The organism is Streptomyces sp. NPDC004667 (assembly GCF_040609475.1).
Lineage (GTDB): Bacteria > Actinomycetota > Actinomycetes > Streptomycetales > Streptomycetaceae > Streptomyces.
The window spans coordinates 154,247-177,898 of record NZ_JBEXKC010000003.1; the positions used below are offsets into that span (position 1 = coordinate 154,247).

Sequence of the window (23,652 nt, forward strand, 5' to 3'; positions counted from 1 at the left end):
CGGTCTCCGGCCTCCGGGGACGGTTCACGCCCCGCCGACCGGGGCGGGCGGCCCGGGTGGCGGGGCGTGAACCGGTGTCACGGTGTCGGGCGGCCCGCCTCCAGGTACAGCGGGTGGCCCCGCTCGCGGGCGCGCAGGGCCCAGCGCAGCCGTTCGTAGCGCTGCGGGGGCAACATCCCGGCCGCCTCCCTCTCGGTGACGAACCGCCAGGCGCGCAGCTCCGGCCCCGGGAGCCGCAGGCGCGCCGTGTCCGCCTCCGTCAGCCGGCCGCCGTCGAACAGCAGTCGCAGGCCTCCGTAGGCGGGTGAGCGGGGCGGCTCCCAGTCGACCACGAGCAGCCCCGGGACACGGTCCAGCGTCAGACCCAGCTCCTCCGCGACCTCCCGTACGCCCGCGCACGCCGGTGCCTCGCCCGCCTCGACCACGCCGCCCGGGAACTCCCAGCCCGGCTTGTACGTCGGATCCACCAGGAGCACCCGGTCCCGGTCGTCGAAGAGCAGCACCCCCGCCGCCACCGTCTCCCGCGTCGGCTCCGGGGTCTGCACGATGTCGCAGACCCCCGCCGCGTCGGTGCGGACGGCCTCGGCGATCCGCTCGGCGGTCTCCCGTACCGTCAGCGGACCGTTGTCGATGACGTGCGCGTCGGCGGTCAGCCAGCCCAGGGCCTGCCGGTACACCGGGATGTGGTCGTACGCCCAGGTCTTGTCCCGGGGGTCCGCCGGTTCGGGCTCCGCCTCCTGACGCCGTGCTATGCGCTCCCGCAGGATCGTTTCAGCCGGGGCCAGGAGCACGTGTCGCACCGGTATCCGGCGCGCGGCCAGGCCACCGAAGATCTCATCGCGGTACTCCTGGCGCAGCAGTGTCATCGGCACCACCAGCACCCCGCCCAGCTCCGCGAGCATCGCCGCGGCCGCGTCCACGACGAGCCGCCGCCAGCTCGGCAGGTCCTGGTAGTCGCAGACCTCGGCCAGGCGTTTGTGCGGCAGGAGCCGACGCACCGCGTCGCCCACGACCTCCGGGTCGTACAGGGTGCCGTCGGGCAGGAGCCCCGCCAGTTCGCGCGCCGTGCTGGTCTTCCCGGCACCGAACGTGCCGTTGATCCAGACAATCACGTCTACCCCTCTCCCAATGGCTCGCCTCCGAACCCCCTGTGCCTTGCCCGCACCACCCTGCCACGGAAACCCGCTCACCGGCCGAGTGCTTATCCTCAAGGTCAGCGGCGGGATCGAAGCCCCGCCCCCGTCACCTCCGGAGGTTCCCCCGCCGTGCCGCAGACCCGCCAGCCGTCCGAGCCCCGCTACGGCAACCGGCCGACCATGAAGGACGTGGCGGCCAGGGCCGGCGTGGGACTGAAGACGGTCTCACGGGTCGTCAACGGCGAGCCGGGGGTCACCCCCGACACCGAGCGGCGGGTGCAGGAGGCCATCGAGGCCCTCGGCTTCCGCCGCAACGACAGCGCGCGCGTGCTGCGCAAGGGCCGTACCGCGACCGTGGGCCTGGTCCTGGAGGACCTCGCCGACCCCTTCTACGGTCCCCTCAACCGGGCCGTCGAGGAGGTCGCCCGGGCCCACGGCGCCCTGCTCATCAACGGCTCCAGCGCCGAGGACCCGGACCGCGAGAAGGAGTTGGCGCTCGCGCTGTGCGCCCGCCGGGTGGACGGGCTGATCGTGATCCCGGCCGGGGAGGACCACCGCTACCTGGAGCCCGAGATCCGCGCGGGCGTGGCCACGGTGTTCGTGGACCGGCCGGCCGGCCGGATCGAGGCGGACGTCGTCCTCTCCGACAGCTTCGGCGGCGCCAGGGACGGGGTGGCCCACCTGATCGCCGGCGGCCACCGGCGGATCGGGTTCATCGGCGACGACCCCCGCATCCACACCGCCACGGAACGTCTGCGCGGCTACCGCGAGGCCATGGGCCGGGCGGGTCTGGCGGTGGCCGACGCGTGGGTGTCGCTCGGCGCGACGGCCCCCGGCCGGGTCACGGCGGCGACCCGGTCGATGTTGGAGGGACCCGAGGCGGTGACGGCGGTCTTCGCGGGCAACAACCGGGTGACCGTGACGGTGGTCCGCGTCCTGGCCGAACACCCGCGCCCGGTGGCGCTGGTCGGCTTCGACGACTTCGAGCTGGCCGACCTGCTGCGTCCGGGCGTCACCGTGGTGGCCCAGGACGCGGCGGCCCTGGGCCGGGTGGCCACGGACCGCCTCTTCCAGCGCCTGGCCGGCGCCACCCTGCCCCCGTCCCGCATCGAACTCCCCACCCGCCTGATCCCCCGCGGCTCGGGCGAACTCCCCCCGCTCTACTGAGCTCCGAGCAGCGGCGCCAGGGCGTGGTCGATCCCCAGCAGGACCGCCTGGCCGGCCAGTGCGGGCGCCTCCTGGAGCAGCCTCGCCCTGATCCGGCGCCAGGCCCCCGCCCGGCGGGCCGGGGCCTGGTCCGGGTCCTGGAGCACCTCGATGTCCCCGTCGAACAGGGGCCCGGGCAGGCCGTGTTCGCTCAGCAGGACCCGTAACCGTCCGATGAGCAGGGCGGTCTCCGTCTCGGAGCGACCGACGTTCTGGGTGAAGGCCACTCCCTGGGCGGCAGCTCCCCCGTAGACGTTCTGGGTGAAAGCCGGTGCCGCCGTCTGCTGCTGGTCGTTCATGTACTGCCTCACGGTCAGAGTGGAGACGGCGCAGTCCTCGCCGCGTGGAGTGAGCATCAAGGTCGCCGGCTTCCCGTCCGCCGTCAGGAGACGGGCCAGCCGGCGGTCCACCAGGTAGCGAACGGCCCTGTCGAGGATTCCGGGGTGGACGGGGACGCCGAGGAAACGCGTCCCGGCACGGAACGGCCCCAGTCCGACCGTGCCGCAGGGAGCCCCGGCGGCCTGGCGCAGCAGTTCGCCGAGGAGGTACTCCAGCTGGCGGTCCACGCTCCCCCGGTCCCGCACGACCCTCTCGGCTTCGGCCAGCCCGGCCTGCGTCGCCGCCACGAGCGCGGCGCCGAACGTGTACTCCAACGTGACGTGGCCCCTGTTCCTCAGCATGCGGGCCGCCGCGTCGGCCCGCCCGGCGCGCTGTTCGTCGTCGGCGACGAAATCGCCGAGCACCAGCTGTGCGCCGGTGGCGGCCGGAGCTTCCAGGAGCCACATGAGCAGCTCGACCGCCAGGTCTTCGGCCAGGTCCCGGCCGAGCGGGCCGGCGGTGCTCATGACGGGCCGGCGGTCTCCGCCGCCGCGCAGAACTCGTGGATCTCCGCCAGCAGACCGGGGTGGCCGCTCAGGTCGACCTTCTCCGGGTCCCGGGCCTCGTGGAGCAGCTCGGAGAGCCGCTGGGCGTACTTGCTGCGCCATACGGCGGCGTATTCCGGGCTCCCGTTCCCGTCGCCCCTCGTCTCCACCGCCGCCAGAGCGGCCAGGGCATCGGCGAGCTCACCCCACCAGGCGGGTTCCCTCACCTCCAGGTCCGGCAGTGTCGTCAGGCGCCGGGCGAGCGCGGCGCCGGGCGCGTCCGGCGGCTGCGGCCGGGCGGCTTCGTCGGGCCGGTCGCGCAGGGAACGGGCGTAGGCGACCCGATCCGCCTGCCGGAGCGGCTTGCCGTCGGCCCCGTCGAGGTCGGAACGCAGCCGGAGGAAGCGGCGTTCGGCGGCCTGCCTGGACTTCAGCCCCAGGGCCTTGGCGAGGCGGGCCCAGGTGACCCTCTTGCGCCGGGCGACGCGGAGCAGGTCGGCTTCGTCGGCCTGGAGTTTTTCGCGGAGTTCCCGGATCACCAGCAGTGTGGCCAGCAGGTCCGTCTCCGTCACCTCGTCGACCGCGTCGAACCGGGCCGCGTAGGTGAAGCGGTCGTCTTCTGCGCGATGGCCCCGAGCAGCCGGGGCATGTCCCGCACTCTCGGCATCCCCGGCGGCAGACCGGGCCCCTCGTCCTTTTTTCTTCCTGCCCTGTCGTCAGGTGCCGCCATCCTCCGGCAGGCCCCGCCCCCCCTTGGGGCACCTCAGAGAATTCGCCAGGGTCCACAATCACCCTGGACCAGGTCATTTCATCCTTGGTCGGCAGAAGTGCCGCGAACGCACCGCAGCCCCGGCCGGAAGCGTCCGGGCGGGGCTGCGGGTCAGGTGTCGGCGGAGGCCGGTCAGGCGGAGGCCGGTCAGGCGGTGGCCGTCAGGGTGGCCGAGCGGCGGGGGATCGCGAAGGCGTCGAGTTCGGCGCGGGTCAGGCCCGTCAGGGCGGTGACCTCGTCGGTGCCGACGGCGCCGCAGTCCAGGCCGCGGACCAGGTAGCCGGCCAGGGCCTTCGCGGTGGCGGGCTCGTCCATCACGTCGCCCTCGATCTTGGCCACGTAGGCCTTGAGGCGCGCGGCCGCGGCTTCCAGGCCCTCGCGGTAGAACGTGAACACCGCCGCGTAGCGGGTCGGGAGGTGGCCCGGGTGCATGTCCCAGCCCTGGTAGTACGCGCGGGCCAGGGCGCGGCGGGTGAGGCCGTAGTGGAGCTTCCAGGCCTCGTGGACCTTGTCGGTGGTGCCGATCGGCAGGACGTTCGTCGAGCCGTCGGAGACGCGTACGCCGGTGCCGGCGGCCGCGACCTGCATGATCGCCTTGGCGTGGTCGGCCGCCGGGTGGTCGCTGGCCTGGTACGCGGCGGAGACGCCGACGCAGGCGCTGTAGTCGAAGGTGCCGTAGTGCAGGCCGGTGGCGCGGCCCTTGGCGGCCTCGATCATCCGGGCGACGGTGGCGGTGCCGTCCGAGGCCAGGATGGACTGGCTGGTCTCGATCTGGATCTCGAAGCCGATCCGGCCGGGGCGCAGGCCGCGGCTGGTCTCGAAGGCCTCCAGCAGCTTGACGAAGGCGCTGACCTGTTCGGCGTAGGTGACCTTGGGGAGGGTCAGCACCAGGCCCTCGGGGAGGCCGCCGTGCTCCAGGAGGCCGGAGAGGAAGACGTCCGTGGTGCGGATGCCGCGGTCCCGGACGTTGGACTCCATGCACTTCATGCGGATGCCCATGTACGGGGCGTTGGTGCCGTTGGCGAAGGCCTCGGAGACGAGGCGGGCGGCGCGGGCCGCGGCCTGGTCCTCCTCCTCGTCGGAGCGGACGCCGAAACCGTCCTCGAAGTCCACGCGGAGGTCCTCGATGGGCTCGGAGGCGAGCTTGGCGCGGACGCGGTCGTAGACGGGGACGGCCAGTTCGTCGGAGATGCCGAGCACCTTGGCGAAGGTGGCGGCGTCCGGGGCGTGCTCGTCGAGGGCCGCCAGGGCCTGGTCCCCCCAGGAGCGGATGGTGTCGGCGGCGAAGACGTCACCCGGCACGTAGACGGTGTGGATGGGCTGACGGGTGCCGGGGTCGCCCGGGTAGTGACGCGCGAGTTCCGCGTCCACCGGCGCCAGGGAGGCGCTGATGCCCTCGCTGACCGCGCCTGCGAGGCTCGTCGCCACCTTCTCCTGCTGACCCATCGTGCACTCTCCTCTTTTCCGCTTCACGGAAGCTTAGATCCGCATAGCAGAATTTAGCCACGGGGTTCCGCTCCGTCAATGGTGCCTCCGCCGTCCTGGACAAACGACTCGGGGCCGTGCGGTGACAATCACCACACGGCCCCGGAGGCGGAGAGTACGCAGGTCAGCGAGTGACCCGGGGTTTAGCCCTTGCGCGCCTTGATCTCGCCGGTCAGCTGCGGGACGACCTCGAAGAGGTCGCCGACCACGCCGTAGTCGACCAGGTCGAAGATCGGGGCCTCGGCGTCCTTGTTGATGGCCACGATGGTCTTCGAGGTCTGCATGCCGGCCCGGTGCTGGATCGCGCCCGAGATGCCGGAGGCGATGTACAGCTGCGGGGAGACCGACTTGCCGGTCTGGCCGACCTGGTTGGAGTGCGGGTACCAGCCGGCGTCCACGGCGGCGCGGGAGGCGCCGACCGCCGCACCGAGGGAGTCCGCGAGGTCCTCGATGATGTGGAAGTTCTCCGCGCCGTTGACGCCACGGCCGCCGGAGACGACGATCGCGGCCTCGGTCAGCTCCGGGCGGCCGGTCGACTCGCGCGGGGTGCGCGAGGTGACCTTGGTACCGGTGGCCAGGGCGCCGAAGGTGACGGCGAGCGCCTCGACGGCACCGGCGGCCGGAGCGGCCTCGACCGGGGCCGAGTTCGGCTTCACGGTGATGACCGGGGTGCCCTTGGAGACGCGGGACTTGGTGGTGAACGACGCGGCGAAGGCGGCCTGCGTCGCGACCGGACCCTCGTCACCGGCCTCCAGGTCGATGGCGTCCGTGATGATGCCGGAGCCGATGCGCACGGCGAGGCGGGCGGCGATCTCCTTGCCCTCGGCGGAGGACGGGACGAGCACGGCGGCCGGGGAAACGGCGTCGTACGCGGCCTGGAGCGCGTCCACCTTCGGTACGACGAGGTACTCGGTGAACTCGGGGGCGTCGGCGGTGAGGACCTTGACCGCACCGTGCTCGGCGAGCACCGCGGCGGTGGCCTCGGCACCGGCGCCGAGGGCGACGGCGACGGGCTCGCCGATGCGGCGGGCCAGCGTCAGCAGCTCGAGGGTGGGCTTGCGGACGGCGCCGTCCGCGTGGTCGACGTAGACGAGAACTTCAGCCATGGGACTGCTCTCCTGCGATTGCGAAGTGTCTGGGGGGCTACTGAGGGGGCTGAAGTTCTTAGATGAACTTCTGGCCGGCCAGGAACTCGGCCAGCTGCTTGCCGCCCTCGCCCTCGTCCTTGACGATCGTGCCGGCGGTGCGGGCCGGACGCTGCGCCGCGGAGTCGACCGCGGTCCAGGAGCCTTCGAGACCGACCTCTTCGGCCTCGATGTCCAGCTCGTCCAGGTCCCAGGACTCCACCGGCTTCTTCTTGGCGGCCATGATGCCCTTGAAGGACGGGTAGCGGGCCTCGCCGGACTGGTCGGTCACGGAGACGACGGCGGGGAGGGAGGCCTCCAGCTGCTCGCTCGCGGAGTCGCCGTCGCGGCGGCCGGTCACGGTGCCGTCCTCGACCTTGACCTCGGACAGCAGCGTGACCTGCGGGACGCCCAGGCGCTCGGCCAGGATCGCCGGGAGGACACCCATGGTGCCGTCCGTCGACGCCATGCCGGTGATGACCAGGTCGTAGCCGGCCTTCTCGATCGCCTTGGCGAGCACCAGGGAGGTGCCCATGACGTCGCTGCCGTGGAGGTCGTCGTCCTCGACGTGGATGGCCTTGTCGGCGCCCATCGACAGCGCCTTGCGCAGCGCGTCCTTGGCGTCCTCGGGGCCCACGGTCAGAACGGTGATCTCGGCGTCGTCCGCCTCGTCGGCGATCTGCAGCGCCTGCTCGACGGCGTACTCGTCGAGCTCCGACAGCAGGCCGTCGACGTCGTCGCGGTCCACGGTCAGGTCATCGGCGAAGTGCCGGTCACCGGTGGCGTCGGGCACGTACTTCACACAGACAACGATCCTCAGGCTCACGCCGACTCTCCTACCGCATCGTCTTTTACTGGTACCGCCTTGTGCAGGCAGCATAGGCGCCTTGTGGGGCGGATCCCGGTCGGGGCGGCCCGCGCTCCGAAGGGAATGTTACTCGTCAGTACACAGCGGGTCCCTCCAAGAGGCAAGGCCACTGAACTGTGATCTGGCCAACGCCGCCCGAACCCGCCCCAGCAGGGACGATTCAGTCGCGCAACGCGTTGAAGCGTCCCTGGTGGTACAGCAGCGGCCGGCCCTCGCCCGCCGGGTCCCCGGCCACCGCCTCCGCGATGATCACACGATGTTCGCCGGCGGGCACCCTGGCCACCACCCGGCACACCAGCCACGCCAGCACCCCGTCGAGCAACGGCACGCCGTGCGGCCCCGCGGCCCAGCCGGTGCCGGGGCCGAAGCGGTCCGCCCCGCTGCGCGCGAAGAGGCCGGCCAGCTCCTGCTGGTGCTCGCCGAGTATGTGGACGCCGAGGTACTCGCAGTCCCGTACGGCGGGCCAGCTGGAGGAGCCGGTGCCGATGGTGAACGAGAGCAGCGGCGGTTCGGCCGAGACGGAGTTCAGCGAGGTCGCGGTGAATCCGGCGGGCCGGCCGCCGGACTCCGCGGTGATCACGGCGACCCCGGCGGCGTGGCGGCGGAAGACGGAACGCAGCAGCTCCGGCGATCCGGGCCGGGCGGCGCCGCCCTCGGGACCGGGGGACCCGTCGGCGGCCCCGGCGGGAGCCGCCCGGTCCGCACCGCCGGAGGCACCGGAGGCGGTGGAGGCGTCAGGGGTGAAAGGTGCGTACGAGGCCGTCGGGAGCGTCGGGGCCGTCATGGGAGGACTTCCTTCTGCCGCGGGGATCGCGGGCGCAGTCGAGGGATCGGGGGCCGGGGGCGTTCAGTGATCCCGACAGCGCGCGCTCGCGTAGCGGACGAGGTCCACGTGGACCCGCCCGTAAAGCAGGAGTTCGTACCGCATGCCGTCAGCCTGGCGATCTCACGTGTACACAGTCAAGCCGCGACGGTCAGATGTCAGGCGCGTCACGCTGCGTGCGGGCGCACGGACCGGCGCGCCCGTCATACCGCGGCCCCCAGGGCCGCGATCACGTCCGCCTTGCGCGGCATCCCCGCTGCACGCCGGACGATCCGCCCGGCGGAGTCCAGGACGAGCACGGTCGGGGTCTTCTCGATGCCGAGGGCGCGCACCAGGGGGAGGTTCCGCTCGGCGTCGATCTCGATGTGCGCGACCCCGTCGACCATGGCGGCGACCTCGGAGAGGATCCGCCGGGTGGCCCGGCAGGGCTGGCAGAAGGCGCTGGAGAACTGGACCAGACTGGCCCGCTCCCCCGGCTCGTGCCCCAGCTCGGCGACGCCCAGCGGGCCCTGCCCGCCCGCGTCCCGACCACCCTGTTCGCGCCCCTGCACGCCCGCTCCCGTCCGCCCCGTCCGTATGTACGTACGCTGATCGCAGCACCCGTCCGGCGCCGCGCATTCCCCGCGTGACGAGAATCTCCCCGGGCACGGGCGTCTGAGCTGGCCAGCGCGCCGTGTTTGGGGCACCATCCCCATGGTCGCGTACCTACGCTTCCGTAACTTCCGGCCGGGAGCACCTCCCCAGGCAGAAAGCGGGGTCTCCCCACCATGGCTGAGCTCGTCTACCCCCCAGTGATCGGCGCCGCGCACACCCTCTTCCGTGCGCTGGACATCCGCATCGACATGAAGGGCACCGAGAACATCCCGCGCAAGGGCGGGGCGGTCCTGGTGTCGAACCACATCGGGTACCTCGACTTCATCTTCGCGGGCCTGACCGCGCGGCCGCAGAAGCGCCTGGTCCGCTTCATGGCCAAGGAGTCGGTGTTCCGGCACAAGGTGTCCGGCCCGCTGATGCGCGCGATGAAGCACATCCCGGTGGACCGCAAGCAGGGTGAGGCCGCCTACCAGCACGCGCTGGACTCGCTGCGGTCCGGCGAGATCATCGGGGTGTTCCCGGAGGCGACGATCTCCCAGTCCTTCACCCTCAAGAGCTTCAAGTCGGGTGCCGCGCGCATGGCGCAGGAGGCCGGTGTCCCGCTGATCCCGGTCGCGCTGTGGGGTACCCAGCGGCTGTGGACCAAGGGCCGGCCCAAGGACCTCAAGCGCAGCCACATCCCGGTGACGATGCGCGTCGGCGAGCCCCTGGAGGCCCCGGCCGACCAGTACGCGGGCGCCATCACGCGCCGCCTGCGCGAGCGCGTGCAGGAGCTGCTGGACGCCGCGCAGGCCGCCTACCCGGCCAAGCCGAAGGGCCCCGAGGACTCCTGGTGGCTGCCCGCGCACCTCGGCGGCACGGCCCCGACGGCGGCGCAGGTCAAGGAAGCCGGCTGACCCACCCCCTGCGGGGGCGGTCCACCGGGGGGGGCGCTCCGGCCGCGCACGCGCCGTCGGCCGGGTCACTCCCCGTGTCGATGTTCGAGCCCGACGGCCCTCCCCGCGGATCCTTCCGCTGCGACGGGCCCCCTGCGGATCCTTCCGCCCTCCACCCGTCCGGCGTAACGTCCTGATCGCGCAGCACGTTACCGGGAGGCGGAGGGGGTTCGCCGGTGGGCGGGTTCGGGCGGTATCTGGCAGCGGCGCTCGCCGCTCGCTTCGCCTCCGAGGGCATGGGCATGGGCGTGGTGCTGCTCGCCCTGGAGCGGACGGGGAGCGCCGCGCACGGGGCGTTCGTCCTGACGGCCTGGATGGCCCCGCACGTGCTGGCCGCGCCGCTCGCGGGCGCCGCCGCGGCACGGGCGCGACGGCCCCGGCTGTTCTACGCGGGCGCGCTGGCCGGTTTCACGGCGGCCGTCGCGGCGCTGGCGGTGCTGCTGGGCCGGGCCCCGGTGCCGGTGGTGCTGGCGGTGGCGGTACTGGGCGGTTCCTGCGGGCCGGTGGTGACGGGCGGGCTGTCGAGCCTGGTGGCGGGGCTGGTTCCGGAGGGCCCGGGGCGCGACCGGGCGTACGCCTGGGACGCCTCCACGTACAACGCGGCCTCGGTCACGGCCCCGGCGGCGGTCGGCCTGGCCGGGGCGATGGTCTCGGCGGGCCCCGCGATGGGGGTGCTGGCGCTCTCCGCGGCACTGGCGGCGGCGCTGGCCGCCTCCCTGCCGTACGGGGACCCGGGCGGGAGCCCGCGGGGGGAGGCCCACGAGGACCGGGGCGCGGGCCCGCCGGGCAAGGCGCCCCGGGCCGGTCTGGGCGCGGGGCTGGCCACGCTGTGGCGGGTCCGGGAACTGCGGGCGATCACCTCGGCGACGACGCTGGCCTTCGTCGGTGTCGGGGCGCTGACCACCACCTCGGTGCTGCTGGCCCGCGGGCTCGGCAGGCCGGGCGCGGGCGGGGTGTTGATGACGGCCTTCGCGGTGGGCGCGCTGGCCGGGTCGCTGACGCTGGGCCGGATGACGTCGGTGGCGCCCGGACGGCTGGCCCGCTGGGCCATGGCGGGGACGGGGGCCGCCCTCGGGGTGGCGGCGTTCGCGCCGTCGGTCGCGCTGACGGCGGCCGCGTTCGCGGCGGCGGGGGTGTGCGACGGGCCGCTGCTGACGGCCACGCTGCGGATCCGCTCGGAGCACGCCCCGGGCGCGGTGCGGGCCCAGGTGTTCACCCTGGGGGCGGGACTGAAGGTGACGGCGGCTTCGACGGGCGCCGCCCTGGTCGGGCTGGCCGCCGGTGCGCCTCCGTGGACGCTGCTGCTCGGGATCGCCGTGCTGCAGCTCGCGGCCGCCGCGCTGCACCTGCTGGTGTCGGCGCGCGGGCGGGTGGCGCGGGTCCCGGCTACAGGGCGGCCGGCAGCTTCCGCCACAGCTCCTGCCGGTCGGCGGACTCCTGGAGGGCCTTGAGCGCGGCGGGGTGTGGGGCGGCGTGGAGCTCGGGGTGGTCGGCCTCGCCGAGTTCCGGGCGTACGGGGAAGGCGAGTCGTTCGTGGTCGAGGGTGAACCGGGCGTCGACACCGGGCTTGTTGCCGCGCGGGTCGACGCGGGCCCAGCGTTCGGCGCCGGGCAGCCGCAGGGCCACCAGGCCGTGGACCACCGTACGGGAGCCGTCGTCGTCGGCGAGCAGCTGGTAGCAGAGGGCCGCGGGGATCCCCCGGGCGCGCAGCAGGGCGACGAGGGCGTGGGCTTTGGCGTGGCAGATGCCGTTGCGCGTGCCCAGTACGTCGGAGGCGCGCCAGGAGACCCGCGCGTCCCCGGAGTCGGCGGAGTGCGGGATCGTGTCGCGGACGAACTCGAAGGCGGCTTCGGCGTATGAGTATGCATCGCCGGTGGCGGTCCAGAGGGCGTCGGCGGTTTCCTGCACCAGGGGATGCCCGTGGTCGATGGCTTCGTCGGACGCCAAGTAGGCGTTGATGTCCGGGTTCTGCTGGATGAGTTCCATGATCTGGAGCATAGGCATGCCTCCGACCGCACATCAATGGATTTGCGGTCGGAGGCATACATATTCAGTTCTCTATGAGGAGGTGGCTATCGGGCCAGCTCCTCCTTGAGGGCCTGGAGGAAGCCGTCCACGTCCTCCTCCTGGGTGTCGAAGCCGCACATCCAGCGGACGTCACCGGCCGCCTCGTCCCAGAAGTAGAAGCGGTAGCGCTGCTGGAGCCGGCGCGTGACCTCGTGCGGCAGCCGCGCGAAGACGGCGTTGGCCTGCACCGGGTAGAGGATCTCCACCCCGTCGGTCTCGCGCACACCGGCCGCGAGCCGCTGCGCCATCGCGTTGCCGTGGCGGGCGTTGCGCAGCCACAGGTCCTTCGCGAGCAGCGCTTCCAGCTGCACCGAGACGAACCGCATCTTGGAGGCGAGCTGCATCGACATCTTGCGGATGTGCTTCATCTGCCGGACCGAGTCCGGGTTCAGCACCACCACGGCCTCGCCGAACATCATGCCGTTCTTCGTGCCGCCGTACGACAGCACGTCCACCCCGACCGCGTTGGTGAAGGTGCGCATCGGTACGTCGAGCGAGGCCGCGGCGTTGGCTATCCGGGCACCGTCGAGGTGCACCTTCATGCCGAGGCCGTGCGCGTGCTCGCAGATCGCCCTGATCTCGTCCGGGGTGTAGACCGTGCCGAGCTCGGTGTTCTGCGTGATCGAGACGACCTGCGGCATCGCCCGGTGCTCGTCCTCGAAGCCCCAGGCCTCCTGGTCGATCAGCTCCGGGGTGAGCTTTCCGTCCGGCGTCGGTACGGCGAGCAGCTTGATGCCCGCCATCCGCTCGGGCGCGCCGCCCTCGTCCACGTTGATGTGGGCGCTCTTGGCGCAGATCACCGCGCCCCAGCGGTCGGTCATGGCCTGGAGGGCGGTGACGTTGGCACCCGTGCCGTTGAAGACCGGGAAGGCCTGCGCGGTCGGCCCGAAGTGGCTGCGGAAGATCTTCTGCAGGTGTTCGGTGTACTCGTCCTCGCCGTAGGAGACCTGGTGGCCACCGTTGGCGAGCGCGACGGCGGCGAGCACCTCGGGGTGCACGCCCGCATAGTTGTCGCTGGCGAATCCGCGCACGGCCGGGTCGTGGTGACGCCGGGCGTCGGTCTTGCCGGTCTCGGTCCTCACGGTTGCGGGGTGAGCCACAGACGCTGTCCGTTCACTTCGGAGGCGGGCCGCTCCCACACGCCGGCGATGGCCTCGGCCAGCTCCTTGACGTCGGTGAAGCCCGCGAACTTCGCATTGGGACGCTCGGCGCGCATCGCGTCGTGCACCAGTGCCTTGATGACCAGGATCGCAGCCGCCGCGCTCGGACCGTCCTCACCCCCGGCCTTGCGGAAGGAATCCGCCATGGCGAGGGTCCAGGCCTCGGCGGCCGCCTTGCCCGCGTTGTACGCGGCGTTGTTGGCGACCGGCTTGTGCGCTCCGGACTGGCTGATCAGCACGTAGCGGCCGCGGTCGCTGCGCAGCAGGCCGTCGTGGAAGGCCAGCGAGGTGTGCTGGACGGTGCGGATCAGGAGCTTCTCCAGGAAGTCCCAGTCCGCGAGGTCCACGTCGGTGAAGGTCTTGCTGCCGCGCCAGCCGCCGACCAGGTGGACGACGCCGTCGATCCGGCCGAACTCCTTCTCCGTGCGCTCGGCCCAGGCCTTGGTGGCCGCCAGGTCGAGCAGGTCGACGGTGTCACCGGTGACGGTCGCGCCGCCGTGGGCGTAGCGCGCCGCGTCGACGGCCTCCGCGAGCCGTGCCGCGTCCGCGTCGGCGGCGACCACGGTGGCGCCCGCCTCGGCCAGGCGGAGCAGGGTGGCGCGGCCGGCGGGGCCGGCGGCGCCGGCGACGGCCACCACCGCTCCGCGCAGCGCGCCGTTGCCGTTCCCGGAGCCGTTCATCCGTTCAGCCTCCTGAGGGCGAGTGCTCACGCGTCGGCCCGCTCGGCCGTTGCGGCGTTCAGGGCGGTGATGCCCTTGGTCGAGGCGATCACACCCTTGAGCTTCTTGGCGAGGGCCTCATAGAACATGCTGAGCGGAAACTCGTCCGCGAGCACGTCGTCGACGAGCTTGCGCGGCGGCTGCGTCAGGTCGAGGGCGTCGGCACCCTTGGCCCACTTGGAGCCCGGGTGCGGGGCGAGGTAGGTGGAGACGAGCTCGTACGCCTTGAACCAGTGGACGAGCTTCGGGCGGTCGATGCCGGCCCGGTAGAGGTCCTCGATCTCGGCGCACAGCTGGTTGGTGACCTGCGGGGCCCGCATCCAGTCGATCTTCAGCTTGTTGTCCGTCCAGCGCACGACGTCGTGCTTGTGGAGGTACGCGAAGAGCAGCTGGCCGCCGAGACCGTCGTAGTTGCGGTTGCGGTCGCCCGACACCGGGAAGCGGAACATCCGGTCGAAGAGGACGGCGTACTGGACGTCACGGCCGTGCTCGTTGCCCTCGGACTCCAGCTTCACGGCCTCCTTGAAGGCGGTGAGGTCGCAGCGCAGCTCCTCCAGGCCGTACATCCAGAACGGCTGGCGCTGCTTGATCATGAAGGGGTCGAACGGCAGGTCGCCGTGGCTGTGGGTGCGGTCGTGGACCATGTCCCACAGGACGAAGGCCTTCTCGCAGCGCTCCTGGTCCTCGACCATGCGCGCGATGTCCTCGGGCAGCTCGATGCCCAGGATGTCGACGGCGGCCTCGGTCACCTTGCGGTAGCGGGCGGCCTCGCGGTCGCAGAAGATGCCGCCCCAGGTGAAGCGCTCGGGGGCCTCGCGGACGGCGATGGTCTCCGGGAAGAGCACGGCGGAGTGGGTGTCGTAGCCCGGGGTGAAGTCCTCGAAGGTGATGCCGAGGAACAGCGGGTTGTCGTACCGGGTGCGCTCCAGCTCGGAGAGCCACTCGGGCCACACCATCTTCAGGACGACGGCCTCGAAGTTGCGGTCGAGGTTGCCGTTCTGCGTGTACATGGGGAAGACGACGAGGTGCTGGAGCCCGTCGGCGCGCTCGGCGGCCGGGTGGAAGGCCAGCAGGGAGTCCAGGAAGTCCGGCACCTTGAAGCCGTCCGCGACCCACTTGCGCAGGTCGGCGACGAGGGCGCGGTGGTACGCGGCGGCGTGCGGCAGCAGCGGGGACAGCGTCTGAACGGCGTCGACGGCCCGCTCCACGGCGGCCTCGACATCGACGGGGGCGGGGGCTCCGGCCGCCTCGAAGTCGATCGAACCGTCCTTGGACTGCCAGGGGCGGATCTCCTCCACGGCGGCCTTGAGCGCGGGCCACGCAGGGTGGTCGACCACCCGCGTCCCAGCGGTTATCACGGCACCGCCGGCACCCGGCACAAGAGTTTCCGTCATGTCACTTCCTCCACAGGAGAACCTCACGTCAAGACAGCGTATGCATGTGAGGCTCTCCCACTCAAGAGGGAATGCGGGAAATTATCCTGCCCGACCCCCTTCTCCACCGAAATTCTTCCCGTTCGTATGGGTGGAGGCCACCACTCCGCCTAGGGACTCCAGGGCTCGAAGGGGCATCCAGGGCTCCTGGAGCGCCGCCGGTCGAATACCTCACACACCCCAGACGGAGGGGCCCCGGGCGCCCGTTTTGCCCGTGAAGTGCGGGATCACCTTCTCCCCCCACTGCCGGATGGTCTCCAGACAGGCCTCCTGCGGCACCGTGCCCATCTGGATCAGGCACATCACCTCGTCGGCGCCCGCCCGCCTCAGCCGCTCGACGTACGCGATGGCCCCGTCGGCGCTTCCGTAGGCGTGTTCGGCGTTGAAGGTGGCGGTGGCGTTGGGCCGGACCGGGATGTCCAGCTCGTGCAGCCGGGCGACGACCTGCTCGGCGGCCCCGCGCATCCGGGCCTCCTCGTCACCACCCTCCTCCACCGCCTCGTCCGGGACGCCGGCGCCCCCGTACCAGTGGCCGATGGACTGGGCGAAGAAGCGCTGGCCCCGCACCCCGATCCGCCGGGCCTCCTCGGGGTCGTCGAGCACGATCGTCGGGCAGAGCACGGAGAAGTGGTCGTTGACGACGGTCGAGACGAACGCACTGCCGTCCCGGGCCTCGCGCGCCCCGTCGTACACGGCCCGCATCCCCGCGACGGCCTCCGGCCCGGCGAAGCCCATCACCAGCGCCCCGACCCCCAGCTCGGCGGCCCGCACCAGGGTCTCGCCCCGGCTGCACGCGAGGAAGAGCGGCGGGTGCGGCCTCTGGGCCGGGCGCGGCAGGATCGGGTGCGGGTCGATGTCCACGAGCGGGCCGTGGTACTCCAGCTCCTCCTCCTGCCAGGCCCTGCCGATGATCCGCAGCGCCTCTTCCACCTCGGCCGTGGTGCGCAGCGGGTCGACCCCGCAGAGCGAGGTCTCCTGCGCCGTGCCACCGCGCCCGGCACCAAGGTCCAGGCGGCCTCCGGAGAGCAGGTCGAGCATGGCGGCGCGCTCGGCGACCCGGACCGGATGGTTGAAGTTGAAGGGCATGCACACGACGCCGTGCCCGATGCGTATGGTGTGCGTCCGGGCCGCGACGAAACTCAGGAAGACCTCCGGGGCGGACAGGTGGGAGTACCACTTCAAGGAGTGGTGCTCGACGGCCCAGATCCGGTCGAATCCCATGCGTTCGGCGAGCACCGCCTGCTCGACGCAGTCGCGGATCACCTGGTGCTCCCGTTCCACGGTCGGGTCGGCGAGCTGAGCTTCGAAGATGACGGAGAAAATCACGGTGCCTCCAGGATCGCGTCCACTGCCCGGACTCACTTCTATTCGAAATATGACTAGTAGTCAGACCTCGAACAAGCAAGAGCTCCCGCCGACCGCGTGGGCCGTCCTCGGCCTGCTGTCCTTCCCCGGGGAGCGCACCGGGTACGAGCTGAAGAAGTGGGCGGACTCCTCCCTGCGCTTCTTCTACTGGTCGCCGGCCATCAGCCAGATCTACGCGGAACTGCGGCGGCTCGAGGAGCTCGGCTACGCGGCCTCCGCGCGCTCGGGACCCGAGGAGGCCCGCGCCAAGCGCCGCTACGCCATCACCGACGCGGGGCGCGCCGCCCTGGCCGGCTGGGCCTCGGACACGGCCGAGGCCGGCCCGCCGGTGCTCAAGCACGGGCTGCTGCTGCGCGTCTGGCTCGGGCACCTGGCGGAGCCGGAGCGGCTGCGCGCGATGGTGGAGGAGCACATGGACCGGACGCTGGCCGAGCTGGCCGCCGTACGGGAGGCCATGGGGCACGCGGCCGAGGTTCCGGAGTGGGCCTTCCCCGCGCTGGCCCTGCGCTGGAGCGAGCGCCAGCACCTGGCCGAACTGGAACTGGCCGAGGCCCTGCTGGCGGACCTCGCGCAGGCCCGGCCCGTCGGCTTGGCGGCCGGGGCCCCCGCGGACCCCGTCCGTCAAGCCGGTGAGGACTCGCCCACGCCCGGGTGACGCGGCGGCGGCTCCCCGGCGCCGCCCGGCGCGCACGGCCCTGTCGGGAAGCGGCCGGAGGGCTTCCGCGAGGCCGTGCACGGCCGGTCCCCTCGTGACCGCGGCGCACTAGCATGCGACCTCACCGCGCGCGGCCGGAAGGGACACCGTGAACGCGCGCCGAGCCGCCGTCGACGGAAGCGAGAGAACCTTGACTTTCCTCACCATCGGTCACCGCGGGGTCATGGGCGTCGAACCGGAGAACACCGTGCGGTCGTTCGTCCGTGCGGAACGCTGCGGGATGGACGTGATCGCGCTGGACGTCCGTCTCAGCAAGGACGGCGCCCTCGTCGTCCTGCACGACGCCGAGGTCGACCGCACCACCGACGGCTCGGGCGCCGTCGCCGACCTGACCCTGGCCGAACTGCGCGGGCTGGACGCCGGCGACGGCGAACGCGTACCGGTCCTCGAAGAGGTGCTCGACACCGTGCGGCCCCCGCTCCTGGTGGCGGTGCACGACCGGGGCTCCGCCCGGGCGCTCGCGGAGCTGCTCGTGCGCCGGGACCTGACCTCGCGGGTGGAGGTGGCCTCCGCCGACGGTGGCCTCCTCGCCTCGGTCGCCGACCGGGCCCCGGGCGTCCGCACCGTCCTGCGGGTCGCCGGGCACCGCGAGGGCGTCGTGGACCTGGGCCGGGCGGCGGGGGCGCGCACCCTCGCGCTCGACATCCGCCGGATCTGCCTGGAGACGGTCGAGGCGGCGCACACGGCCGGACTGCGGGTGACGGGCTGGACGGTCAACACGCTGGACCAGCTGCGGCTGGCGCGGGCCCTGCAACTGGACGGCGCCGCCACCGACTTCCCGGAGATCCGCAGCACGGGCCGCTTCACCGCGTGAGCGGCCGGAAGCGCCGCGACGCCGGAGCGGTCCCGGCGCTGGTCCTCAGAGGGCCTTGACGAGCAGCTCGAAGGCCAGGTCGTCGCGGAGCGGCACGCCGAAGCGCTCGTCGCCGTAGGGGAAGGGGCTCAGTTCGCCGGTGCGCTCGTAGCCGCGGCGCACGTAGTAGGCGATGAGCTCCTCCCGTACGTTGACCACCGTCATCCGCATCTCCTTGGCGTCCCACGTGTCGCGGGCGCGGCGCTCGGCCTCCGCCATGATCTCCTTGCCGAGGCCTGCGCCCTGGAGACCCGGGCGGACGGCGAACATGCCGAAGTAGACGTGGTCACCACGGTGTTCGAGCTGGCAGCAGGCGATCAGCTCGCCGGCCCGCTCGACGACGAGGAGGACGGCGTCCGGCTGGGCGATGACCGCGCGGACCCCCTCGGGGTCGGTGCGCTGCCCGTCGAGGAAGTCGGCCTCGGTGGTCCAGCCGGCCCGGCTCGCGTCCCCCCGGTAGGCGGACTCGACGAGAGCCACCAGCTCCGGTACGTCGGCGTCCACGGCGCTGCGGAAGCTCAGGGCTGCGGAGGGGGCGGTCGGCATCGGGAGGGCTCCGTTCGGTACGGCGGCGCGCGCGGGCGCCGGGTGCGGCAGGGAGAGCCTAACGCGGGGCGTCGTGAGCGCGGCGTGAGAGGGCCGCCGGGCGGGCATCCCTTCCGGTGACGCCGACGAACCGGGAGGTTCCGCCGTGCACGGTCCCGCGATGCCCCTCTCCCCCTTCTCCGCCCCCGCCGTCTGCGCCTGGCTGCTGGTCCTGCTGTGCGCCGCGAGCGGTACGTACTGTCTGCTGCGGGCGCGCAGAGCGGAGCGGCGGGCGCGCGGGGCGGCCGGCGGCGAGGCGGTGATGGGCCTGGGGATGGCGGTGATGGCCGTGCCCGTGGGGACCGGCCCCTGGGGGCCGCCGCTGCTGCTCGCGGTCTTCTGCGCGGCCTCGGTCCACGCCCTGTGGCTGCTGCGCGACGGGGTGCACCACGCGCACCACCTGGTGGGCTCGCTGGCCATGGCCTACATGGCGCTGACGATCGGCGGCGGGCCGGAGCACGGGCACGGCCGGGCGGGGCTGCCGCTGGTGACGGGTGCGCTGCTCGTCTACTACGCCGGGTACGTGCTGCTCGGCGGGGCCCGGCTGGTGACGGCGGGCGGCGGCGCGCTGCCGGCCGCGGCGGGGAGCGCGGCGAAGGCGGGGGCCGCGACGGGCGGGGGCGGGGGTGCGGGAAGCGGCGTGGACGACCTCACGCGGGCCTGCCGACTCGCCATGGGGACGGGGATGTTGGCGATGCTGCTGATCATGTGACGCCCCGCCGGAGCGGGAGCCGGACGTGTCCTGCGTCACCAATGACCCGGGACCGTACCCGCGGGAAGTGCGCCGCTCATAGGCTGGCGGACATGATGGTCCCCGCCGCCCTTCTGCTGCTCGGCGCTCTGACCGCGTTCCTCGCGCCCCGCCTGCTGGCCCGGGCCCGATGGCCCGAGCGTGAACCCGTCGTCGCGCTGTGGGCGTGGCAGTGCGTGGTGGGTGCCACCCTGTTGTGCCTGGCCCTGTCGATGCTGCTCAGCGCGGCCGCCGCCTGGCAGGCGGTGCGCGGCCGGCTCTTCGCGGCGGCGCCCCACGGGGTGGTCGACGCGTACGGGCTGGGGGCCGAGGGCGGGCCGTGGGCCACCGGGACCGCCCTGGCGCTGGCCTGCGGAGGGCTGTGGACCGGGGCGATGCTGGCCCGGGAGGTGCTGCGGGCGCGGACCCTGCGGCGCACGAGCGGGGCCGAACTGGAGCTGCGTGCCCCGCTGTTGCCCGGCGAGGACCCCGCGGCGACGAAGCTGGTGGTCCTGGAGGGCCCGCGTCCGGAGGCCTGGTGGCAGCCGGGAGCCGCCCCCCGGCTGGTGGTGACCACCGCGGCGCTGGGCCGGCTCAAGGGCAGCCAGCTGGACGCGGTGCTCGCGCACGAGCAGGGTCACGTGACGGCGCGGCACGACTGGCTGCTGCACTGCTCGCGGGCGCTGTCGCAGGGGTTCCCGCAGGTGCCGGTGTTCGCGGCGTTCGAGGCGGAGATGCACCGGCTGGTGGAGCTGGCCGCCGACGACATGGCCTCGCGGCGTTACGGGCGCCTGACGGTGGCCCTGGCCCTGGTCGGACTGAACGAGGACCGGGGCGTCTTCGGCCCCTGCCCGACCCAGGCCCACGTACCGCAGCGGGTGCGCCGGCTGCTGACGCCCGTCCCCCGTCTCTCGGCGGGCCGCCGGCTGCGGCTGACGGCCCTGGCCACCCTGGTGCCCGCGGTGCCGCTGCTGGTGGCCTTCGTACCGGGGCTCAGCGCGCTGGCGTAGGACGGGGCCCGGGGGCGGCCGGGGTCAGACCTGCTCGGTGGGACGCACCAGCAGCTCGGCCACGGCCACGTGCCGGGGGCGGGTGACGACGTAGCCGATCGTGTCGGCGACGTCCCGGGCCCGGAGCCGTTCGATCGCGCCGAACCGGCGCGTGAGCGCCTCCTGGACCTCCGGGCTGTTGTGGTCGCGCAGCTCGGTGTCCACACTGCCCGGCTCCACGACGGACACCCTGACGTGATGGCCGGCGGTCTCCTGGCGCAGGGCCTCGCTGAAGGCGACGACCCCGTACTTGGTGGCGCAGTAGGCGCTGCTGCCGGCGAAGGCGACGCGGCCGGCGACCGAGGACACGTTGACGACGTCGGCGACCCGTCGGGAGCCGTCGGCGGCGGCCGCGGCCAGGTGGGGCAGGGCCGCATGGGTGGTGTTCATCAGTCCGGTCAGGTTGATGTCGACCATGCGCCGCCACTCGTCGGTCGTGGCGGCGGCGGCCGGCCCGAGGATCATCAGGCCGGCGTTGTTGACGAGGGTGTCGAGCCGTCCCAGTTCCGTGACCGTCCGCTCGACGGCCTCGCGCACCTGCGCCTCGAACGCCATGTCGGCGGCGATGACGAGCGCGGTCCCTCCGGCGGCGCGCAGGCGAGCGGCCAGTTCGTCCAGCCGGTCGGCGCGCCGGGCGACGAGCGCCACGGCCGCGCCGTGGCCCGCCAGGACCTCGGCGGTGGCGGCGCCGATGCCGCTGGAGGCGCCCGTGACCAGGGCGACCGTTCCTTCGAGTACCGCGTCCACGGCGCTTTCCTCCTCCGGCTCGGGAGACCGCTCCACCTGGCCAGAATGCGCCCGTGCGCGGTCGCCCGCCCGGCGGGGGGCGGCACGGCGGGCGGCGGCACGGCGGCAGGGCGTCGTGGAAGAAGGGGTTCCGCTGGAGCCGTGGTGGAGGACGGCCGGAGCGCGCGGAGGAAGGGGAACGCAGAAAGAGGGGGAAGGGGTGCCTGCCCGGGGTGATCCCCCGCGTCACCCCGGGCAGACGGTCCCGCGCGCTGAGTATATTGGCTCGGAGCCAGTCAACGCAGGAGTAAGCATGTCCCCGCGCAGCGCATCGGTCAATGAAGAATTGCGCAGACGTTCCCGGGAGCGGCTGCTGCAGGCCACGGTCGAACTGGTCGCCGAACGCGGCTACGAGGCGACCAAACTCGGCGACATCGCCGACCGGGCGGGCGCGGCCCGCGGCCTGGTCTCGTACTACTTCCCCGGCAAGCGCCAGCTGCTGCAGTCGGCCGTGCACCGGCTGATGCACCTGACGCTGGAGGCGGGGCTGGAGCGCGAGCCGCGCAGCGACGACGGCCGCGAGCGGCTCGCCCGTGCCGTCGACGCGATCCTGGGGCTGGCCCGTGACCAGCCGCGGCTGATGCGCACGCACATGGCGGGGATCCTCCAGGCGGACGGGTTCATCCAGTGCCCCGAGCAGCAGCGGCTCGCGGCACTGCTGCGGGACACCGTCGTCCGGTACGGCTCGCGGGACGTGGACACGGACTATCCGCTGCTGCGGGCGCTGCTGATGGGGGCCGTGGTGGCGGTGCTGCTGCCGGGGGCGCCGATGCCCGCGTCCCGGCTGCGGGCGGAGCTGTTCCAGCGGTACGGGCTGGACTGGGAGCTGGGCGTCCCGCCGGACGGCGGACCGCCCGGCGGAACCTTCCCCGGGTAGTTCCGGGCGGGGCCCGTCAGTGGTACTCGGGCTGGCTCTGCACGTTGAGCCGGTCCATCCGGACCCACTTGGCGCTGTCGGTGCGCCAGTCGTCGATCCGCAGCACGTCGAGCCCCTTGGCGATGTCGTTCGAGTAGATGTGGCCGTTGTAGTAGTAGGCCGACCAGGAGCCGCCGAGGCCGAGCTTGTCGGTGGTCAGCGGGCCGCGCTCGAAGTAGCCGATCTCCTTGGGACTGGTGGAGTCGGTGAAGTCCCACACGGACACACCGCCCTGGTACCAGGCCTGGACCATGATGTCGCGGTCTCCGCCGACCGGGATCAGCGAGCCGTTGTGGGCCACGCAGTTCTCGGTGTCCGCCTGGGCGCGCGGAATCTTGAAGTAGCCCTTGAAGACCAGTTTGCGCTGGTCGCCGCGGCCGGTGATGTCGTAGATGCCGTCGGCGCCCCGGTTGGGCCCGATGGCGTCGTTGCAGGTGGCGCCGCCCCCGCCGCCCAGCTCGTCGGTGAACACCACCTTGTCCGCGCGCTCGTTGAAGGTCGCGGAGTGCCAGAACGAGAAGTTGACGTTGTCCTGTACCCGGTCGATGACGCGGGGCCGCTCGGGCTCGCTGATGTCGAAGAGGATGCCGTCGCCCATGCAGGCACCGGCGGCCAGGTCCTCGGAGGGCAGCACGGTGATGTCGTGGCAGCCGGTGGTCTTGGTGACTCCGGGGTTGGTGGGCGCGCCGGGGTTGCCGCCGTCCGGGAAGAGCACCGGGAAGGCGACGACGGCGGCCTTGGTCGGTGCCTTCTTCGGGACCTTGACGACCGAGATGCCGTCGTGCGGCGGCTGGCAGTCCGGGAAGGCCTCACTGGGCGAGTAGGAGGCGACGTAGAGGTAGATGTCGCGGCCCCCCGGCACCAGGGTGTGGGTGTGGGAACCGCAGGCGGTCTCGACGGACTTGATGTACTTGGGGTTCTTCTTGTCCTTGATGTCGAAGATCTTGATGCCCTCCCACGAGGACTTCTCCGTGGCGGGCTGCGAGACGCTGTTGCACGAGTCGTCGCTGCGCGAGGAGTCGGTGGAGAGGAAGAGCAGGTCACCGGAGACGGAGACGTCGTTCTGGCCGCCGGGGCACAGGACCCGGGTGACCACCTTCGGGGACTTGGGATCGGCGATGTCGTAGATCGTGAAGCCGTCGTAGTTGCCGGCGTACGCGTAGTTCCCCTGGAACGCCAGGTCGGAGTTGATGGTGTTGGGGTTGGCGCTGGGGATGTTGGCCAGGGGCTTGATGTTGCGGCTGTGCACGATCTCGTCCTTGCCGGGGATCTCTCCGGGTGCGAGTTCGCGGTCCTGCGCGGGGCCGGCGCTCTGCCGGGAACCCGTTCCCGGCGCGAGGTCTCCGGGGTCGGGGGTGGCGGCCGCCGGTCCGGCGGTGGCCAGGAGCGTAGTGAGGAGTCCGGCGGCGGCCAGGGCCACCCCCAGACTCCGGTGGCGCACTCGGACGGTGTGCAACGTGGTCACTGTGCC

The 23,652-nt window shown here is 72.7% G+C and carries 25 protein-coding genes; 8 read left to right on the top strand and 17 right to left on the bottom strand.

What is annotated here, in order from left to right; genetic code table 11:
• Positions 1 to 77 precede the first annotated feature (77 nt).
• On the bottom strand, positions 78 to 1,112 hold the full coding sequence (locus ABZW32_RS02830; RefSeq protein ID WP_356210291.1) for an NUDIX domain-containing protein: 1,035 nt from the start codon (positions 1,110 to 1,112) through the stop codon (positions 78 to 80).
• A 153-nt stretch (positions 1,113 to 1,265) separates the two neighbouring features.
• Here ABZW32_RS02830 and ABZW32_RS02835 point away from each other — a divergent pair, with 153 nt between their 5' ends.
• Positions 1,266 to 2,303, top strand: a complete 1,038-nt coding sequence (locus ABZW32_RS02835; RefSeq protein ID WP_356210294.1) for a LacI family DNA-binding transcriptional regulator — start codon at positions 1,266 to 1,268, stop codon at positions 2,301 to 2,303.
• Here ABZW32_RS02835 and ABZW32_RS02840 read toward each other — a convergent pair.
• The 8 genes from ABZW32_RS02840 to ABZW32_RS02875 all read right to left on the bottom strand — a co-directional run bounded on the left by ABZW32_RS02840 (position 2,297) and on the right by ABZW32_RS02875 (position 8,825).
• On the bottom strand, positions 2,297 to 3,187 hold the full coding sequence (locus ABZW32_RS02840) for a hypothetical protein (RefSeq protein ID WP_356210297.1): 891 nt from the start codon (positions 3,185 to 3,187) through the stop codon (positions 2,297 to 2,299). The two genes, ABZW32_RS02835 and ABZW32_RS02840, sit on opposite strands and share 7 nt — an antisense overlap.
• A complete protein-coding gene (locus ABZW32_RS02845) occupies positions 3,184 to 3,777 on the bottom strand; it encodes a hypothetical protein (RefSeq protein ID WP_356210300.1) in 594 nt (197 codons plus the stop codon). Before ABZW32_RS02845 ends, ABZW32_RS02840 begins: the two co-directional genes overlap by 4 nt.
• Positions 3,778 to 4,121: 344 nt before the next feature.
• A complete protein-coding gene (locus tag ABZW32_RS02850; RefSeq protein ID WP_356210303.1) occupies positions 4,122 to 5,420 on the bottom strand; it encodes an aldolase in 1,299 nt (432 codons plus the stop codon).
• Between the two features lie 182 nt (positions 5,421 to 5,602).
• On the bottom strand, positions 5,603 to 6,565 hold the full coding sequence (locus tag ABZW32_RS02855; RefSeq protein ID WP_356210306.1) for an electron transfer flavoprotein subunit alpha/FixB family protein: 963 nt from the start codon (positions 6,563 to 6,565) through the stop codon (positions 5,603 to 5,605).
• Positions 6,566 to 6,623: 58 nt separating this feature from the next.
• Positions 6,624 to 7,409: an electron transfer flavoprotein subunit beta/FixA family protein gene (locus ABZW32_RS02860; RefSeq protein WP_030232828.1), complete on the bottom strand. Its 786-nt coding sequence runs from the start codon at positions 7,407 to 7,409 to the stop codon at positions 6,624 to 6,626.
• 202 nt (positions 7,410 to 7,611) lie between these two features.
• Positions 7,612 to 8,235: a flavin reductase family protein gene (locus ABZW32_RS02865; protein WP_356210309.1), complete on the bottom strand. Its 624-nt coding sequence runs from the start codon at positions 8,233 to 8,235 to the stop codon at positions 7,612 to 7,614.
• Positions 8,236 to 8,298: 63 nt separating this feature from the next.
• On the bottom strand, positions 8,299 to 8,379 hold the full coding sequence (locus tag ABZW32_RS02870; RefSeq protein ID WP_351032633.1) for a putative leader peptide: 81 nt from the start codon (positions 8,377 to 8,379) through the stop codon (positions 8,299 to 8,301).
• A 98-nt stretch (positions 8,380 to 8,477) separates the two neighbouring features.
• Positions 8,478 to 8,825 carry a thioredoxin family protein gene (locus ABZW32_RS02875; RefSeq protein ID WP_356210312.1) on the bottom strand — a complete coding sequence of 116 codons (348 nt, stop codon included), beginning with the start codon at positions 8,823 to 8,825 and terminating at the stop codon, positions 8,478 to 8,480.
• Positions 8,826 to 9,041: 216 nt separating this feature from the next.
• On the opposite strand from ABZW32_RS02875, the gene ABZW32_RS02880 reads away from it, so the two are divergent.
• Together ABZW32_RS02880 and ABZW32_RS02885 are read left to right on the top strand one after the other, a co-directional pair.
• A complete protein-coding gene (locus tag ABZW32_RS02880) occupies positions 9,042 to 9,764 on the top strand; it encodes a lysophospholipid acyltransferase family protein (protein ID WP_030232819.1) in 723 nt (240 codons plus the stop codon).
• Between the two features lie 215 nt (positions 9,765 to 9,979).
• Positions 9,980 to 11,254, top strand: coding sequence for an MFS transporter (locus ABZW32_RS02885; protein WP_356210315.1), 1,275 nt, complete (start codon positions 9,980 to 9,982; stop codon positions 11,252 to 11,254).
• On the opposite strand, the gene ABZW32_RS02890 is transcribed toward ABZW32_RS02885, so the two are convergent.
• The 5 genes from ABZW32_RS02890 to ABZW32_RS02910 form a co-directional block, all read right to left on the bottom strand.
• Positions 11,190 to 11,789 carry a transglutaminase family protein gene (locus ABZW32_RS02890; RefSeq protein WP_356210318.1) on the bottom strand — a complete coding sequence of 200 codons (600 nt, stop codon included), beginning with the start codon at positions 11,787 to 11,789 and terminating at the stop codon, positions 11,190 to 11,192. The genes ABZW32_RS02885 and ABZW32_RS02890 overlap by 65 nt on opposite strands.
• An 86-nt stretch (positions 11,790 to 11,875) precedes the next feature.
• On the bottom strand, positions 11,876 to 12,970 hold the full coding sequence (locus ABZW32_RS02895; RefSeq protein ID WP_356210321.1) for a low specificity L-threonine aldolase: 1,095 nt from the start codon (positions 12,968 to 12,970) through the stop codon (positions 11,876 to 11,878).
• Positions 12,949 to 13,710: an SDR family NAD(P)-dependent oxidoreductase gene (locus ABZW32_RS02900; protein ID WP_356210324.1), complete on the bottom strand. Its 762-nt coding sequence runs from the start codon at positions 13,708 to 13,710 to the stop codon at positions 12,949 to 12,951. The genes ABZW32_RS02895 and ABZW32_RS02900 overlap by 22 nt, the downstream gene beginning before the upstream one ends.
• Positions 13,711 to 13,736: 26 nt before the next feature.
• A complete protein-coding gene (locus tag ABZW32_RS02905; protein ID WP_356210327.1) occupies positions 13,737 to 15,143 on the bottom strand; it encodes a DUF6421 family protein in 1,407 nt (468 codons plus the stop codon).
• Between the two features lie 210 nt (positions 15,144 to 15,353).
• On the bottom strand, positions 15,354 to 16,508 hold the full coding sequence (locus tag ABZW32_RS02910; RefSeq protein ID WP_356210330.1) for an LLM class flavin-dependent oxidoreductase: 1,155 nt from the start codon (positions 16,506 to 16,508) through the stop codon (positions 15,354 to 15,356).
• 49 nt (positions 16,509 to 16,557) lie between these two features.
• Between ABZW32_RS02910 and ABZW32_RS02915 the strand changes: the two genes are divergently transcribed.
• Together ABZW32_RS02915 and ABZW32_RS02920 are read left to right on the top strand one after the other, a co-directional pair.
• Entirely contained in the window at positions 16,558 to 17,202 is a 645-nt protein-coding gene (locus ABZW32_RS02915; RefSeq protein WP_356210333.1) for a PadR family transcriptional regulator, read from the top strand.
• Between the two features lie 190 nt (positions 17,203 to 17,392).
• Entirely contained in the window at positions 17,393 to 18,076 is a 684-nt protein-coding gene (locus tag ABZW32_RS02920; RefSeq protein ID WP_356210336.1) for a glycerophosphodiester phosphodiesterase family protein, read from the top strand.
• A gap of 45 nt (positions 18,077 to 18,121) precedes the next feature.
• Here ABZW32_RS02920 and ABZW32_RS02925 read toward each other — a convergent pair whose 3' ends face one another.
• Positions 18,122 to 18,661, bottom strand: coding sequence for a GNAT family N-acetyltransferase (locus tag ABZW32_RS02925; protein WP_356210339.1), 540 nt, complete (start codon positions 18,659 to 18,661; stop codon positions 18,122 to 18,124).
• 160 nt (positions 18,662 to 18,821) lie between these two features.
• Between ABZW32_RS02925 and ABZW32_RS02930 the strand changes: the two genes are divergently transcribed.
• Together ABZW32_RS02930 and ABZW32_RS02935 are read left to right on the top strand one after the other, a co-directional pair.
• Positions 18,822 to 19,412 (top strand): DUF5134 domain-containing protein, encoded by a 591-nt coding sequence (locus ABZW32_RS02930; RefSeq protein WP_356210342.1) that lies wholly within the window; start codon positions 18,822 to 18,824, stop codon positions 19,410 to 19,412.
• A 92-nt stretch (positions 19,413 to 19,504) separates the two neighbouring features.
• Positions 19,505 to 20,440 carry a M56 family metallopeptidase gene (locus tag ABZW32_RS02935; protein WP_356210345.1) on the top strand — a complete coding sequence of 312 codons (936 nt, stop codon included), beginning with the start codon at positions 19,505 to 19,507 and terminating at the stop codon, positions 20,438 to 20,440.
• 24 nt (positions 20,441 to 20,464) lie between these two features.
• On the opposite strand, the gene ABZW32_RS02940 is transcribed toward ABZW32_RS02935, so the two are convergent.
• On the bottom strand, positions 20,465 to 21,226 hold the full coding sequence (locus ABZW32_RS02940) for an SDR family NAD(P)-dependent oxidoreductase (protein WP_356210348.1): 762 nt from the start codon (positions 21,224 to 21,226) through the stop codon (positions 20,465 to 20,467).
• Between the two features lie 292 nt (positions 21,227 to 21,518).
• On the opposite strand from ABZW32_RS02940, the gene ABZW32_RS02945 reads away from it, so the two are divergent.
• Complete coding sequence (locus ABZW32_RS02945) at positions 21,519 to 22,142, top strand: helix-turn-helix domain-containing protein (RefSeq protein ID WP_356210351.1); 624 nt, start codon at positions 21,519 to 21,521, stop codon at positions 22,140 to 22,142.
• A 16-nt stretch (positions 22,143 to 22,158) separates the two neighbouring features.
• Here ABZW32_RS02945 and ABZW32_RS02950 read toward each other — a convergent pair whose 3' ends face one another.
• Entirely contained in the window at positions 22,159 to 23,646 is a 1,488-nt protein-coding gene (locus ABZW32_RS02950; RefSeq protein WP_356210354.1) for a hypothetical protein, read from the bottom strand.
• Positions 23,647 to 23,652: the final 6 nt, after the last annotated feature.

Bases quoted from the DNA above. Each gene is read 5' to 3' on its own strand.
- ABZW32_RS02840 (WP_356210297.1), bottom strand. From the start codon at position 3,187: ATGAGCACCGCCGGCCCGCTCGGCCGGGACCTGGCCGAAGACCTGGCG.
- ABZW32_RS02850 (WP_356210303.1), bottom strand. From the start codon at position 5,420: ATGGGTCAGCAGGAGAAGGTGGCGACGAGCCTCGCAGGCGCGGTCAGC.
- ABZW32_RS02855 (WP_356210306.1), bottom strand. From the start codon at position 6,565: ATGGCTGAAGTTCTCGTCTACGTCGACCACGCGGACGGCGCCGTCCGC.
- ABZW32_RS02865 (WP_356210309.1), bottom strand. From the start codon at position 8,235: ATGACGGCCCCGACGCTCCCGACGGCCTCGTACGCACCTTTCACCCCT.
- ABZW32_RS02870 (WP_351032633.1), bottom strand. From the start codon at position 8,379: ATGCGGTACGAACTCCTGCTTTACGGGCGGGTCCACGTGGACCTCGTC.
- ABZW32_RS02880 (WP_030232819.1), top strand. From the start codon at position 9,042: ATGGCTGAGCTCGTCTACCCCCCAGTGATCGGCGCCGCGCACACCCTC.
- ABZW32_RS02890 (WP_356210318.1), bottom strand. From the start codon at position 11,789: ATGGAACTCATCCAGCAGAACCCGGACATCAACGCCTACTTGGCGTCC.
- ABZW32_RS02900 (WP_356210324.1), bottom strand. From the start codon at position 13,710: ATGAACGGCTCCGGGAACGGCAACGGCGCGCTGCGCGGAGCGGTGGTG.
- ABZW32_RS02905 (WP_356210327.1), bottom strand. From the start codon at position 15,143: ATGACGGAAACTCTTGTGCCGGGTGCCGGCGGTGCCGTGATAACCGCT.
- ABZW32_RS02915 (WP_356210333.1), top strand. From the start codon at position 16,558: ATGACTAGTAGTCAGACCTCGAACAAGCAAGAGCTCCCGCCGACCGCG.
- ABZW32_RS02925 (WP_356210339.1), bottom strand. From the start codon at position 18,661: ATGCCGACCGCCCCCTCCGCAGCCCTGAGCTTCCGCAGCGCCGTGGAC.
- ABZW32_RS02930 (WP_356210342.1), top strand. From the start codon at position 18,822: ATGCCCCTCTCCCCCTTCTCCGCCCCCGCCGTCTGCGCCTGGCTGCTG.
- ABZW32_RS02935 (WP_356210345.1), top strand. From the start codon at position 19,505: ATGATGGTCCCCGCCGCCCTTCTGCTGCTCGGCGCTCTGACCGCGTTC.
- ABZW32_RS02945 (WP_356210351.1), top strand. From the start codon at position 21,519: ATGTCCCCGCGCAGCGCATCGGTCAATGAAGAATTGCGCAGACGTTCC.